The sequence below is a fragment of the Rhodococcus sp. NPDC059968 genome, from assembly GCF_042738615.1.
Classification (GTDB): Bacteria; Actinomycetota; Actinomycetes; order Mycobacteriales; family Mycobacteriaceae; genus Rhodococcus_F.
Window position 1 is genome coordinate 18562 of the sequence record NZ_JBHWUE010000104.1, and the last position, 12547, is coordinate 31108.

The 12547-nt window shown below is 65.6% G+C and carries 15 protein-coding genes and 2 pseudogenes; 7 read left to right on the plus strand and 10 right to left on the minus strand.

The features are described from left to right. Nucleotides 1–350 precede the first annotated feature (350 nt). Both ACFWAY_RS44345 and ACFWAY_RS44350 read right to left on the minus strand, forming a co-directional pair. Complete coding sequence (locus ACFWAY_RS44345; protein WP_378514991.1) at nt 351–761, minus strand: helix-turn-helix domain-containing protein; 411 nt, start codon at nt 759–761, stop codon at nt 351–353. 85 nt (nt 762–846) lie between these two features. Next, the gene (locus ACFWAY_RS44350; protein ID WP_378515003.1) at nt 847–1629 is read right to left on the minus strand and encodes a hypothetical protein; all 783 of its coding nucleotides are present in this window, start codon (nt 1627–1629) and stop codon (nt 847–849) included. Between the two features lie 307 nt (nt 1630–1936). Between ACFWAY_RS44350 and ACFWAY_RS44355 the strand changes: the two genes are divergently transcribed. Then, nucleotides 1937–2974: an alpha/beta fold hydrolase gene (locus ACFWAY_RS44355; RefSeq protein ID WP_378514992.1), complete on the plus strand. Its 1038-nt coding sequence runs from the start codon at nt 1937–1939 to the stop codon at nt 2972–2974. A gap of 309 nt (nt 2975–3283) precedes the next feature. On the opposite strand, the gene ACFWAY_RS44360 is transcribed toward ACFWAY_RS44355, so the two are convergent. Next, nucleotides 3284–3607: a hypothetical protein gene (locus ACFWAY_RS44360; protein WP_378514993.1), complete on the minus strand. Its 324-nt coding sequence runs from the start codon at nt 3605–3607 to the stop codon at nt 3284–3286. Nucleotides 3608–4711: 1104 nt separating this feature from the next. Between ACFWAY_RS44360 and ACFWAY_RS44365 the strand changes: the two genes are divergently transcribed. Then, nucleotides 4712–5290, plus strand: coding sequence for a DUF6431 domain-containing protein (locus tag ACFWAY_RS44365; RefSeq protein ID WP_378514994.1), 579 nt, complete (start codon nt 4712–4714; stop codon nt 5288–5290). Between the two features lie 64 nt (nt 5291–5354). Here the strand turns inward: ACFWAY_RS44365 and ACFWAY_RS44370 are convergent, their stop codons facing one another. From ACFWAY_RS44370 to ACFWAY_RS44380, 3 genes are all read right to left on the minus strand, one after another. Next, complete coding sequence (locus tag ACFWAY_RS44370; RefSeq protein WP_378514995.1) at nt 5355–5513, minus strand: hypothetical protein; 159 nt, start codon at nt 5511–5513, stop codon at nt 5355–5357. After that, the gene (locus ACFWAY_RS44375; RefSeq protein WP_378514996.1) at nt 5497–6216 is read right to left on the minus strand and encodes an NADPH-dependent F420 reductase; all 720 of its coding nucleotides are present in this window, start codon (nt 6214–6216) and stop codon (nt 5497–5499) included. Before ACFWAY_RS44375 ends, ACFWAY_RS44370 begins: the two co-directional genes overlap by 17 nt. Before the next feature lie 602 nt (nt 6217–6818). Then, nucleotides 6819–7223 carry a winged helix-turn-helix transcriptional regulator gene (locus ACFWAY_RS44380; protein WP_378514997.1) on the minus strand — a complete coding sequence of 135 codons (405 nt, stop codon included), beginning with the start codon at nt 7221–7223 and terminating at the stop codon, nt 6819–6821. 73 nt (nt 7224–7296) lie between these two features. Between ACFWAY_RS44380 and ACFWAY_RS44385 the strand changes: the two genes are divergently transcribed. After that, nucleotides 7297–8166, plus strand: a complete 870-nt coding sequence (locus ACFWAY_RS44385; protein WP_378514998.1) for an alpha/beta fold hydrolase — start codon at nt 7297–7299, stop codon at nt 8164–8166. 920 nt (nt 8167–9086) lie between these two features. Here the strand turns inward: ACFWAY_RS44385 and ACFWAY_RS44390 are convergent. After that, a complete protein-coding gene (locus ACFWAY_RS44390) occupies nt 9087–9437 on the minus strand; it encodes a hypothetical protein (protein WP_378514999.1) in 351 nt (116 codons plus the stop codon). Nucleotides 9438–10063: 626 nt separating this feature from the next. On the opposite strand from ACFWAY_RS44390, the gene ACFWAY_RS44395 reads away from it, so the two are divergent. Next, a complete protein-coding gene (locus ACFWAY_RS44395) occupies nt 10064–10891 on the plus strand; it encodes an LLM class flavin-dependent oxidoreductase (protein ID WP_378515000.1) in 828 nt (275 codons plus the stop codon). Between the two features lie 232 nt (nt 10892–11123). Here the strand turns inward: ACFWAY_RS44395 and ACFWAY_RS44400 are convergent, their stop codons facing one another. Next, nucleotides 11124–11438 (minus strand): histone-like nucleoid-structuring protein Lsr2, encoded by a 315-nt coding sequence (locus tag ACFWAY_RS44400; RefSeq protein WP_378515004.1) that lies wholly within the window; start codon nt 11436–11438, stop codon nt 11124–11126. Between the two features lie 202 nt (nt 11439–11640). Here ACFWAY_RS44400 and ACFWAY_RS44405 point away from each other — a divergent pair, with 202 nt between their 5' ends. Further along, nucleotides 11641–11844, plus strand: a complete 204-nt coding sequence (locus tag ACFWAY_RS44405; RefSeq protein WP_378515001.1) for a hypothetical protein — start codon at nt 11641–11643, stop codon at nt 11842–11844. A 74-nt stretch (nt 11845–11918) separates the two neighbouring features. Here the strand turns inward: ACFWAY_RS44405 and ACFWAY_RS44410 are convergent. Beyond that, nucleotides 11919–12005 (minus strand): annotated as a pseudogene (locus tag ACFWAY_RS44410) (hypothetical protein); the annotation flags it as partial. Here ACFWAY_RS44410 and ACFWAY_RS44415 point away from each other — a divergent pair. After that, nucleotides 11974–12198, plus strand: coding sequence for a hypothetical protein (locus ACFWAY_RS44415; RefSeq protein WP_378515002.1), 225 nt, complete (start codon nt 11974–11976; stop codon nt 12196–12198). The pseudogene ACFWAY_RS44410 and the gene ACFWAY_RS44415 overlap by 32 nt on opposite strands. Before the next feature lie 74 nt (nt 12199–12272). On the opposite strand, the pseudogene ACFWAY_RS44420 reads toward ACFWAY_RS44415, so the two are convergent. After that, nucleotides 12273–12335 (minus strand): annotated as a pseudogene (locus ACFWAY_RS44420) (hypothetical protein); the annotation flags it as partial. Here ACFWAY_RS44420 and ACFWAY_RS44425 point away from each other — a divergent pair. Beyond that, on the plus strand, nt 12328–12547 hold a 220-nt coding region (locus ACFWAY_RS44425), incomplete at its 3' end, for a hypothetical protein (RefSeq protein ID WP_378515005.1). The pseudogene ACFWAY_RS44420 and the gene ACFWAY_RS44425 overlap by 8 nt on opposite strands.

Sequence of the window (12547 nt, forward strand, 5' to 3'; positions counted from 1 at the left end):
ACGGCGGCGGCGTGCAGGGTGCAGGTGGGCGTCGTAGTCGTCGGTGTACGCGAGGCCGGAATCGATGACGTAGCCCTTGATCCGGCCGTGTGGCGCCACCGCGATGATGCGGTCCCGAATCCCGCCGACCTGCGCGTCGGAGTAGTGCGGGTGATTCTTCCTAATGTGATAGACCAGCTCAGCGAGGATGTCCTCGGTCCACGTCAAGTGGAACATCGGCGCTTTCCGGAAGGCGAGCAGGCATATCCAGTCGCGGAGTGTCCTCGAATAGAGGATGTTTGCATCCGTCAGAACCCCTGCGCTCACCCGACGAGGATAAACGCAGGGGTTCAGTGGACGCGGGGCACGGGTCAGTAGGTCATGCCTTCTGCGTCTTCGAAAGCGCGAAGGTCGTCGAACGCTGCCCGCTGTGTGTCACGCTGCCGCTCTTGGTAGGCGATGACATCGCTGCTCGTCAATCGGGTGTGGCTGCCGACTTTGTGGGCGGGGATCTCCCCCTCGCCGATGAGCTTCATCAGTGTCGGGCGGGAGATGTCCAGCATCTGGGCCGCGGTCGTGGTGGTGACCTCACTCGGCACCGACCCGATCGTGACGGTGCCGCCTGCGGCGACGACCGCCACCACCTTGGTCAGGATCCGCGCAAGCTCCGGTGGTACCGCCGACTCCAGGCTGACAGGATCGACCGCACCGGCCTGCTCGACCTCCGTGGAAGTGACCGTGAGGGTGGTCTTCGCGGCACGATCGGTCACAACAGTGCTCATCTCAAGCACCTCCTATGCCACAAATCCTAGCGATTTGCACTTATAAGTGCAAGCGGCTTGGGCTCGCGCACTCCCCAACAACCCCTCAGCGGGAATTCTTCTCGGCGACCGTGGTCGCCGGATGCACAGCTACCAGGCCGAGACCTTGGCGCCGCTTACACAGCCGCGCCAGCTCGCGATACGCGGCCTCACCGAGCAACTCGGTCAGCTCCGGCGCATACGACTGCCACACCGCCACGGCGCCGACGTGCGCATCCGGGGAGCCGGAGCAGTACCAGTCCAGGTCCGCGCCGCCCTCACCCCAACCGCGGCGGTCGTACTCGGTGATCGTCGTCTTCAGGACCTGCTCACCGTCCGGTCGCTCCACCCACTCCTGGGTGCGCCGGATCGGCAACTGCCAGCACACGTCCGGCTTCACCTCGAGCGGCTCGATCCCACGCCTGAGCGCCATCGAATGCAGCGCGCACCCGATGCCACCCTCGAATCCGGGACGGTTGAGGAAGATGCACGCGCCCTGGTAGCGGCGGGTACGCAGCGCCGGCTCGTCCTCGAGCTCGTCCTCCTCGATGTACCCCCTCTTCCCGAGACCCTGCTTCATGAACTGCCAATCCTCAGGTCTGAGCAGCTTCACCGACTCGTGCAACCTCTCGACATCCTCCTCGTCGGAGAAGAACGCGCCGTGCGAGCAGCAGCCGTCGTCGGGTCGGCCCGCGATGATGCCCTGGCAGGCCGGGGTGCCGAACACGCACGTCCAGTGCGAGAGAAGCCACGTCATGTCCGCGGCGATGAGATGCTCGGCGTTGTCGGGGTCGAGGAACTCGACCCATTCCCGAGCGAAGTCGAGCGCCACCTCGGGGCTGGGCGCCATCTTGTGCGCACGCCCCGCACTACCTGCTGTCACAAACCCCCACGCTAGCCCACCCACATCACAGACAAGGACTGATGGGATCCCCGTCCGGGAGCAAACAACACTCGACCCGAATCGCGCCGACGTGCGTGTAACGCCGCGGCCTCCACCGCGAATAACCAGCGAACGTTCTCGCGGCTGCTTCGGGGCACGGGGAGGAGGCAACAACCCTCCCGATGTCGACACCCTCGGGTGGGGCGTGTCGTCACGGATGTCGGCGGTGCGAAGCGAAGAATCGACGTAGAACGCGACAGTCGAGGAGGGTGCGATGAACCCCAGTCGCATGCGCAGGCTCCGGCCGGTGCCGGACGCCGAGCCGCAGATGATGTTTCGCACCATCCACGGATACCGGCGCGCCTTCCGCATGGCCGGTGACGGCCCCGCCCTGCTGCTGTTGCACGGCATCGGCGACAACTCGTCGACATGGACCGAGATCATCCCGCACCTCGCCGAGAATTACACCGTGATCGCACCCGATCTACTCGGCCACGGACGCTCCGACAAGCCCCGCGCCGACTATTCCGTCGCCGCCTACGCCAACGGCATGCGCGATCTACTCTCGTCCCTGGGAATCGACCACGCCACCGTGATCGGACATTCGCTCGGCGGCGGCATCGCGATGCAGTTCGCCTACCAGTTCCCCCAGATGGTGGATCGGCTCATCCTGGTTTCCGCCGGCGGTATCACCACCGACGTTCATCCGCTCCTGCGTCTCGCGGCGACGCCGATCCTCAATGAGGCACTGAAATTGCTGCGCCTGCCCGGAGCGGTGCCCGCGGTGCGATGGGTGGGAACGGTGTTGACTCGGCTGCACGGCACCCCCCTGCACCCCGGTGCGGCGCTGCACGACACACCGGATCTGGTGCGTATCTTGACCGAACTACCCGACCCCACCGCGTACGAGGCCTACCTACGCACCCTGCGGGCGGTGGTCGACTGGCGCGGACAGACGGTGACCATGCTCGACCGCTGCTATCTGACGGCAAGCCTCCCCGTTCAACTCATCTGGGGAGATCGGGACACGGTCATTCCCGTCAGCCACGCCCACACCGCACACGCGGCAATGCCGGGTGCGCGGCTGGAGATCTTCCCGGGCGCCGGTCACTTCCCCTTCCGGGACGACCCCCTGCGCTTTGTCCACACCGTCGAGAAGTTCCTGTCCGACACGCGCCCATCGCCGTTCGACGAGGCCAGGTGGCGGCAGCTGCTCAACATCGGAACCGTCGAGAAGACACTCACCCCCGACGCCTCGACGCGTGCCGCCGTGCTCGACGCGGTCGGATCCGCCGAACGCAGCGCCACCTGACTCGGGCTCAGATGACCGACCCTGGACACAACAACCACCCCGTAACTCGGTAGGAACCCACGCGGCACGGTCACCGGCAGGCGCCACTCCGGAACCGATAGCGGCTTCAGCATGGCGGTCGGCACGGACGTACGGCGCGGCACCGCATCCGAATTCCGTCCAAAGCTATCGGAGGAGATCCCCTCGCTGCTGCGGTCGGATTTCGCTGTGACAGAATAGATCCGCGATGGTCTCCACCGGACGTGCAGCGCAACCGCATCGCCGAAATCCTGAGGACGGAACGCCTCCGCGGGCGGGGGCTGCCGCCGATCACTCTCCCCGGTGGCGGCCGGGTGTCCGCACAGCCGAATCCGAATCCGAATCCGGGCCCGGGTCCGGGGCGGAACGCTGGAAGCCCGGATCGATGGTCAGGTCTTCGGTGTCGGCAAAGACCAGCCGCCCATCGTCGAGACCAACCGCCCACCGATGCACCGGCGCCCACTCATGCCCACCGCCGCCAGGGTCGGTCACCGCCGCATAGTCCTCGACAACCTCACCGGTCAGATCGGCGTCGGCGCTCCTGCGGACCAGCACCCGGACACCGACCGCCAGCTCCGGGCCACCTATCGGCCGGTTGCCACTGTATCGGGCCATGCTGATGCACCTCTTCGCTCGGCGAAACTCCCGCGATCGAGCATAAGCACCGACCGGCCCGGTACGCGACCCGACCTGCACGAACACCACCCGCGCACGGAACGCCGCTGAAGCAGCCGGCCGTGGTGATGTCGTCGGTGGCGATCGAGGTGCAGCAACCCGCACTCAGCGGCGCGACAGAAGCAGTGCAACCGCCACTCCACTCCCTCCGCTCGCCTTGTCGTGAACGGCCCTCTCCTAAGTGAACTCTCGTCACTCACGAGCACCCAGACTCTGATTTCCTCCGACTTCCTCTACACTAACGACCTCTTGCTCTGCGGTTTCCCAGGCGCTGCGCACATGACTCCACACCGGCGGCTACCGACACCGCGACCGCCGCACCAGCCCGCGGCCGCCTCCAGCCCGCCCGAAACACCACACCGTGGGCTTCAGTGTTCGGTGTTCGGTGTTTGGCGTTTGGTGTTTGGTGTTTGGTGTTTGGTGTTGACTGAACACCGAACACCAAACACCTGGGAGGATGCGAGTGCTGCCATGTCATGTCGGCGCCGGTCGCGATGTGGTGTCGTGTAGGCAGGCGACCCCGGAGCCAGCGGGACCGAATCGTCAACCAGGTCCCGATCCGGGCCCACCACCCGCAGAGGGCGTTCAACGCCACCGAACTGAGTACCGCCCGCACGCTGCCCAGCGGCTGGCCGTGCACCGGATCGGGCGCCCGCGCGCCCGCCGTCTCGATACCGATGCCGTCCAGGGCGCGCGCGTCGCACCAGGACCAACCCCCCGGCCGAGCGGCATCGTCCTATTCGGGGACCGCTGTTGAGCGTCTCTCGGTATGACGACCACCTAGCCGCCTACCGTCACCGCTGATGCCGACGGGCATCGGACCGACAGACGATCGTCTGCACCATCAACGTGCCGACCACCGCGATCCCCCGGGTCGGAGCTACCCGATTGGGCGATTCGGGATCGCGCACAGACGGCCGCACCATCGTCGGCATCCGCAATGACGGAACGACGCGAAACATGCTGGCTCCAACACGAACTGACCCCTGGTGCGATCCGGTGTGGTAGTCAAGACTGAACCAACCATGAGCGGAGCCATCGACCTTGATCGTCGTTCGCCGACCCGAGGAGGCCGACACCTACCTCGACGCCGGCGCCATGCGGTGCCCGTCCTGCCAGGGCCGGGTGGCCCGGTGGGGGTACGGGCGTGTCCGCACCGTCCGCTCGCTGGGCACGGCCACCGTGACCGTGCGCCCGCAGCGGGTCCGCTGCCGCGACTGCGGCGCCACCCATATCCTGTTGCCCACTGCCCTGCAGGCCCGTCGCGCCGACACCACCGAAGTCATCGGAAATGCGTTGGCCCACAAAGCAAAAGGCATGGGATTCCGGCGTATCGCCGAGCGGATGGACCGCCCGGAGTCGACGGTGCGCCGCTGGCTGCGCCGCGCCACCGATGAGCATGTGCAGTGGATGTGCCACCAGGGTAATCAGCGGCTGATTCAGATCGCCAGCGAGGTGTTCTCCGCCATCCGGTACGCCGGGAACCTGCTGTTGCACACCCTGTGCATCCTGTCCGCCGCCGCCGTCGAAGATCGTCGTCGTTTCGGGTTCACCGACCCGCCGTGGGATCTGATCGGCATCTACACCCAGGGGCGTCTGCTGTCCCCGCCGCACCGCGGCTGATTCGCCCGCCCCGCCGGGCTCTGTCATGCCCGAATCGGTCCGTCATCGCGCCGAACCTCGACACTCACAACGACATGGCCACCGTCAGCGTGCCGACGACGCCGTCAACGTGCCGACGAACGACGACATTTGCGTCTGCATTTTCGGTGACGCCATCGTCTGCAGATTCAGTGACCAGCAACAGACCGCCGCCCGACACCGGCCGCTCACTGCGCCACAGCACGCCACTCGTCGGTGCGCTCAGGCGTTGCCTGCGCCAGTGCCTTCAACGTAGCTTCCCGATCAAAATCCTTGCCGTAGACCGGGGTTCCCGGCTGCTGACGCCAGGAATCTTCGACGGTGCCCGCGTCGACAGGGTCAAAGCCGAGCTGATTGATCAGATCGAACACCACCTGCTTCTGCAGTGCGTCGTCGCCGGCGACCGGGAGCGCGATCCGGCCGCTCGCCCCTTCCGGTAGGCCCTTCTCCAGAAGGTGCTTCCACCAGATTCCGTTGAATGCCTTGAACACCGGAACTCCGAGGTGTTCTTGCACCCATTCACTTTCTACCTGACCGTCTTCGATGGCGGCGATCAATCCGTCTCGCTGCTGCGGGTAGTAGTTGTTGGTCTCGATCACCGGAGCACCATCGGCTGCGCCTGCGACGATGTCGGCGGGGAGGTCCACGACGTTCTTCTGCGGGATGCTCACGATCACCAGGTCTGCGCCCTCGGCGGCTTCGGTGTTCAGTACCGCCTTGGCGCCGGTCTCCGCCTCGAGGTCTGCGAGGGTGTCGGGTGTCCGAGAGTTCGAGACGCGCACATCGTGACCGAGCGCAGTCAGCCGACGTGTCAGCGTGCCACCGATCTGACCGGCTCCGATGATTCCGATGCGCATATCTCTTGTGCTCCTTCGCCATAGTGCCGCGATACTTCGCGACTGCTGCATGCATCAACAACCGGCACCGTCGGATAGTTCCGTGCGGGCACATTCGGCTCGACCTGATTCAAATACTTGACAGTTCGGCTCAGACGTCCGACGTCCCGCTTTCTCGTTCTGTCGCGGGTGAGTGGCCCACCCCGATTGCTGCACGGATCATTCTGTGCATAATGGACTGCTCTTGGAGCCTCGCCTGCCGGACGGTAGCCGGCCGACTTCGATGCCGGTGTGGTGCTGGTGCTGGTGCTGGTGCCGACCTCAGGGTCCAACCGGGTCGGCAGCGCATCCGGGCTCACGTTGTACACCAAAAGCGTGTTCCCCCCTTGTCGAACACGCCCCGATATGACGAAGCGTGGCAGGCATGAGTGTCCCAATTGACGCCCTGCCACGCTCGGACCCAACCGCACGGCGGGTCTACCGCGGGACCAGCAATCCGGTGACCACACCAGCAACTCGCTCCCACATGCACTTCCGGCGTCTCCGCTAGGCCAAAACCCCACTGGCTGAGAGGGGTTGGAACACACCATTGCACCGCGATCCTGTCAGAGCGAGGCCGGCAAAGCATGGAGGCAACGGCCGGTTCGGCCCCTACCAGCGGCGTCGCCGGTCACTCATGAGTGCTGGGCGGCGTCAAAGGCGCAGCCGTTGTCCTGAATCCGGGGTATGTACTGCTCGGCCCACTCGCGCAGAGCCTGCAGGGGCAGGACGAGGGTCCCACCCAAGTCGGTGAGGCCGTAGTACACCCGGGGAGGCTTGGTTGCCTCGACACGGCGGGTGACGAGTCCGTCTCGTTCCAGGGCCTTGAGGGTTTGCGCCAGCATTTTCTGCGACACCCCCGACATCTGGCGCTTGAGCTCCGAGAACCGCAGCTCCCCGCCGGCGGCAGCCAGCGACAGGACCGCCATCGTCGTCCACCGCGATCCGACCCGGTCGAGCAGGAGCCTCGTCGGGCACAAGGAGTCGAACAGATCCCCGCGGCGCGAGGGGGTTACTTCAGGGTGACCTGGTGTACGCAAAGTGCCTCCTTGCCACGTCAATAGCAGTCTCTTACCGTAACCACATTACCTATCGTAACGAAGGAGCGTGCCCGTGCACCAGAAGGCCTTGTCCTCCCACATTCCCGGAGCGACGACGCGCTCGATACCGATCGACGGAGTCGAACTCGCCGTGGAGACGCTGGGACAAGGACCGGCAGTGCTGCTGCTGCACGGCTTCCCGCACACCCGCGCGATCTGGCGGGACGTCGCACCGCTAGTGGCCGCGGCGGACTTTAACGCCATCGCACCGGACCTGCACGGACTCGGCGACAGCACCGCCGCCGTCCGTGGCTACCAGGCGCCGGCGATCGCCTCGGATCTGCTCCGGCTCCTGGACGTCCTCGGCAACGACAAGGCACATGTCGTCGGCACCGACCTGGGGGTCGCGCCGGCGTTCGCGCTCGCGGCGTCCTTCCCCGATCGCATCGCCAGCCTGACCCTGTCCGAGGGGCTGATCGGGTCGCTGCACGGCGCCGAAGCCTTCCTTCGCCAGGGCCCGCCGTGGTGGTTCGGTTTCCACCAGGCGCCCGGCGGCCTGGCCGAGGACGTCCTCGAGAACTCGCAGGAGCGCTACATCCGCTTCTTCCTCACCGCCGGCAGCCGCCGAGGCCTGCCGGACGACCTCACACAGGTCATCGTCGAGGCCTACCGGGGCAGGAAGTCTCTGGGCAATGCCTTCGACCACTACCGCGCAATGCCTGCCAACGCCGCGTGGATCGCGAACTGGGCACACGACCAGAAGCTGTCGATGCCGACCCTGGCCATCGGTGGCGGCGCGGTCGCCGACGCCACCGCACGCCAACTCGAGCCGATCACCCACCGGCTCGCGCAGCACGTACTCGCGGACTGCGGTCACATCACACCGGTCGATCAGCCGGAAGACTTCGCCAAGCTCCTCATCGAGCACGCCAGGTCCGCCTGAATGCGCGCCGCCCAACATCTTCAAGCCTCGCTCAGGGTCGAGGCCACGGCGTCCCGAGATTGGAGCGGTGACCGGTCGACGATCGTCATCCTGTGCCGATAGGCGTTCAGCTTGTGGGAATCATGGGTGGCTGGCCCGTCGGAGTACATGATCGTGAGATGAGCACCCGCGGAACCGTGCGCAGCTGGGACCCTCAGTCGAGATCGTGGGTCGTGGATTCACCGCAGACACCGGGTGGCTGCTGGTTACCGTCCGCCGCAGTCGAAGGTAAAGGCGCCTCAGAGCTCGGTGTCGACGATCTGATTGACTTCGAGTGGAAGCACTCCACCGCAGAGGTTTCGCAGGGCCTGCAGTACCGAGCCACGCAGGCCTGGCCTCAACCACCGATGCCGCGAAACCCTAGGTGGCGACGTGACCTTGATGCCGATGAGCCCACTGACGCACCCGAGCATTTCGTCGACGCCTGCCGTGCTGTCGGGCAGGATACTCTCTGCTTCAGCGAATTCGACGATTACCGCTCACTCGTCTGGACAATCGAAGACACCACAATGAGTTCCCGGCATGGACGATCGGACTCAATGCCATCCCGACCCGGGCCGGCGGTGGGGACATTCCGAGCGGATTCGGATTCGGCATCCCGTACGAGACGGACGGTGCGATCGCGACGGCTGAGATTGCCGAGGCAGTACAGGACTGGCTCTCAGGTTACGAGTTCGTCCTGTGGCCGGTATCCAGCGTCAGTCCCTTGCGACTTTTCAAGCCCGTCGTCCGTGATGGACGCGCCGTCTGGATCGACCGCACCGACGACTCCGTCATTTGTCTGATTGGTGAGCTCTGCACGTGGCGTGGGGCAGCTCGGGTGACATAGTGGGAACTTCGCGCCGGTCAGCGATCGCTCAACGGGCAGCCGCGGTGGGTGTTCAGTGAGTGATTGCGACCGTAATCGCGCGGTTGTCGATTGATGTGCCGACCGTGACCTCGGGTGTGCTGCTTCGGGTTCCGACGAAGGATTGCGTCACAGTGCCGCTGCTCGAGTAAACGAGGACCTCGACCACTGCCGATGCGCCGCCGTCGGGCGTGAGGCGCATCGGCAGTCCCGGGCCGTCTCCGGCGTTATTGGAGTCCACGGAGGTCAGATCGATCTGCAGAAGGCACGAACCCGAAATCGGCACGGCGCCGTCCGTCCCTCGAAGGAACGGCATCTGGACGAAGCGGACGGACCAGCCCATCGACCCGTCGCTCGCCCCCGAGGCTGAAGGTAACGGTCTCACCGTCCAAGGTCCTTTCGAGATCGACCACATCCAGCCTGGGTCGAGCCGGACCGGGAACATGGTCGCCGGGTTGCGCTGGCACCAACCCGGTACGAACCGGCGGAGGATTGCCGGCGCGGAGTTGCCCTGCGAACGACTCGAACTGTTGACACTGCCCTACCCGTGTCGTCTCAACAGCGTCGGTGCTCGGGTGCTTCTCGTCCGGCACTCCGCACGCGGTCGACAAGCTCAGAACCGGAAGACAAAGGGCGAGGGCTGCCACGCTGACGTTGTTTCGCCTGGCTGCAAGCATGTTGCAATCCTTCGTGGTCAGCGTTCGCAAGGGAGATCGCTCACCAGGTCTATCGTCAGAGAATTTCCTTCCGTTCCACCAGGACCCTGACGACCCCCATGGGTGAGGCCGTTGCCGTTAACGGAACCACCAGCGCGACGAGATCGGCGCCGAGCGCATGGACCGCCGGCGACGCTCGCCCGGAACGGGATCCTCCAGCGGGATGGCGCGGTGATTGCTTGTGACGTCGTGGCCCCGCCCTTGGATTCTTGTCGTGTGGTCGTATCCGCCGTAGCCCGTTCGTGGAAGTGTTGAGAGCTCGACAGAGGGTCGGCTCAGAGGGAAGGCAATCACCATGACCGCGGCACCAACACACGAGGCCCGGCCGTTGCGGTTCGGAGTCCTCGCTCCGATCACCACCGATCTGCCGACCTGGCGCGACCAGCTGCGTAAATTGGCCGACAGCGGCTACTCGACGATCTTGATGCCTGACGTTCCGCAATGGCAGCCGGCACCGGGCCCTGCGCTGGCCGTCGCGGCGACGATCACCAACCTGCGAGTGGGTACCTGGGTGTACGCGTCCCCGGTGCGGCCGGCATGGAGCACCGCGTGGGAGGCGCACTCGCTGTCCGTGCTTACCGACGGTCGTTTCGAGATGGGCATCGGCACAGGTCGACCCGGAATTGTAGACCAGCTCCGCGAACTGGGCCTGCCCGATATCCCTGCAGGCGAACGGTCAGCCCAGGTGCGTGACGTCGTCACGGCGTTGCGAGAACTCGACGGGTCAGACCTGCGCACTCCGGTGGCGATGGCCGTGGCCGGACCGAAGGCGCAAGCGCTGGCCTCCGAGCTCGCCGACACGGTGACCTTCGTGATGCCGCAGACCGAGACGCGGGCTGAGACGATGCAACGCGTACGCCAGTTCGACAACCGTCGCAACGTCGAACTGGCGTTGCACGTGCCCGTGATCGGCGACTCGGTTGCCCCGTTCATGGCTGGGCCCGACACAGACACCGACGCCGTTCGTGCCGCTGACTCACTGGCCTATCTCCCAAGTGATCCCTCGGCCGCTGCCGAGGAGATCAAGCGGCGACACGAGGAAATCGGCTTCTCGTACTTCGTGCTCGGAGCAGACGTCGCCGGCGCTCTGGCTCCAGTCGTCGCCGACCTGGCCGGACGATAGCCCACCACCCTGCCGGCATGGCCCTCCTCCGCCCTTACCCGGCGCCCACGCTCGGCCGGTCCCGACCGTCTCAGGTGCCGAACCCTGACCGGCACCGTCCCGGCGCGCTCAACTTCGGTGAGCCTGGCTTCGAAGAGACAGACAAGGGTTCGTCCACTGAACGTCCGTCGGACTGAGAGAACCCGGCAACCCGGAGTCGGTGGGTCACGCTCAAGAGCGGACACCACTCGGTTCAACCGCCCACAACCGGCAACTTTGCCGCAGCGTCATGGAAGGCACGCACGATTGCGGCCGAAATCCGACCGCGGAAGGACACTTCACGGCCCTCCCCGATCGCCCACTCTCGAATATCCTTGGCCGTCGTCTTCGCCGGAGCCGTGCCCGCCACCGCTCCCTTCACCGGAGCCTCCTTCTCGACAACCTTCTCCGCGGCCGTCATCTCCCCGGCCGTCTTCGCCCCTGCCGTCATCTCCCCGGCCGTCTTCCCCGCTACCGTCGTCTCCCCTGCCGTCGTCTTCGCCAGCACCGTGCCCGCCACCGCTCCCATCACCGGAGCCTCCTTCTCGACAACCTTCTCCACGGCCGTCTTCTTCGCCGGAGCCTTCTTCGCGGCCGTCTTCTTCGCCGGCACCGTTTTTGCCTGAGCCTTCGTTGCCTGAGCGTCATGGAAAGCTTGCTCGATCTCGGCCGAAATCCGTTCGCGGGGAGACACTTCGCGGCCCTCTCCGATCGCCCACTCTCGAATATCCTTGGTCGTCGTCTTCGCCGGAGCCTTGCTCACCGCCGGTACCTTCGTGGCGACAATCTTCTCCGCGGCCGTCGACTTCGCCCCAGCCGTCTTCACCGGAGACTTCCCCGCAGACGCCTTCTTCGCAGCCGTCTTCTTAGCAGGAGCCTTCCCCGCGACTATCTTCTTCGCGGCCGCCTTCTTCGCCGGCACCGCTTTTGCCTGAGCCTTCGTCGCCTGAGCCTCATGGAAAGCTTGCACGATCTCGGCCGAAATCCGGCCGCGGGGAGACACTTCGCGCCCCTCTCCGATCGCCCACTCTCGAATATCCTCGGTCGTCGTCTTCGCCGGAGACTTGCCCAGCGCCGGTACCTTCGTGGCGACAATCTTCTCCGCGGCCGTCGACTTCGCCCCAGCCGTCGTCGCCGGAGACTTCCTCGCAGACGCCTTCTTCGCAGCCGTCTTCTTCGGCCCTGTCGTCTTCGTCGGAGACTTCTTCGCGGCGGTCTTCTTAGCGGGAGCCTTCCCCGCGACTATCTTCTTCGCGGCCGCCTTCTTCGCCGGCGCCGCTTTTGCCTGAGCCTTCGTTGCCTGAGCGTCATGGAAAGCTTGCTCGATCTCGGCCGCAATCCGGCCGCGGGGTGACACTTCGCGGCCCTCTCCGATCGCCCACTCGCGGATCTCCTTGGTCGTCGTCTTCGCCGGAGCCTTGCTCACCGCCGATACCTTCGTGGCAACAATCTTCTCCGCGGCCGTCGACTTCGCCCCAGCCGTCTTCGCCGGCAACTTCCCCGCAGACGCCTTCTTCACAGCCGTCTTCTTCGGCCCTGTCGTCTTCGCCCCAGCCGTCTTCGCCGGCAACTTCCCCGCAGACGCCTTCTTCACAGCCGTCTTCTTCGGCCCTGTCGTCTTCGCCGGAGACTTCTTCG

Coding starts and splice junctions, on each gene's coding strand:
- ACFWAY_RS44345 (WP_378514991.1), bottom strand. CDS start 761: ATGAGCACTGTTGTGACCGATCGTGCCGCGAAGACCACCCTCACGGTC.
- ACFWAY_RS44350 (WP_378515003.1), bottom strand. CDS start 1,629: ATGGCGCCCAGCCCCGAGGTGGCGCTCGACTTCGCTCGGGAATGGGTC.
- ACFWAY_RS44355 (WP_378514992.1), top strand. CDS start 1,937: ATGAACCCCAGTCGCATGCGCAGGCTCCGGCCGGTGCCGGACGCCGAG.
- ACFWAY_RS44360 (WP_378514993.1), bottom strand. CDS start 3,607: ATGGCCCGATACAGTGGCAACCGGCCGATAGGTGGCCCGGAGCTGGCG.
- ACFWAY_RS44375 (WP_378514996.1), bottom strand. CDS start 6,216: ATGCAGCAGTCGCGAAGTATCGCGGCACTATGGCGAAGGAGCACAAGA.
- ACFWAY_RS44395 (WP_378515000.1), top strand. CDS start 10,064: ATGACCGCGGCACCAACACACGAGGCCCGGCCGTTGCGGTTCGGAGTC.
- ACFWAY_RS44400 (WP_378515004.1), bottom strand. CDS start 11,438: ATGGGAGCGGTGGCGGGCACGGTGCTGGCGAAGACGACGGCAGGGGAG.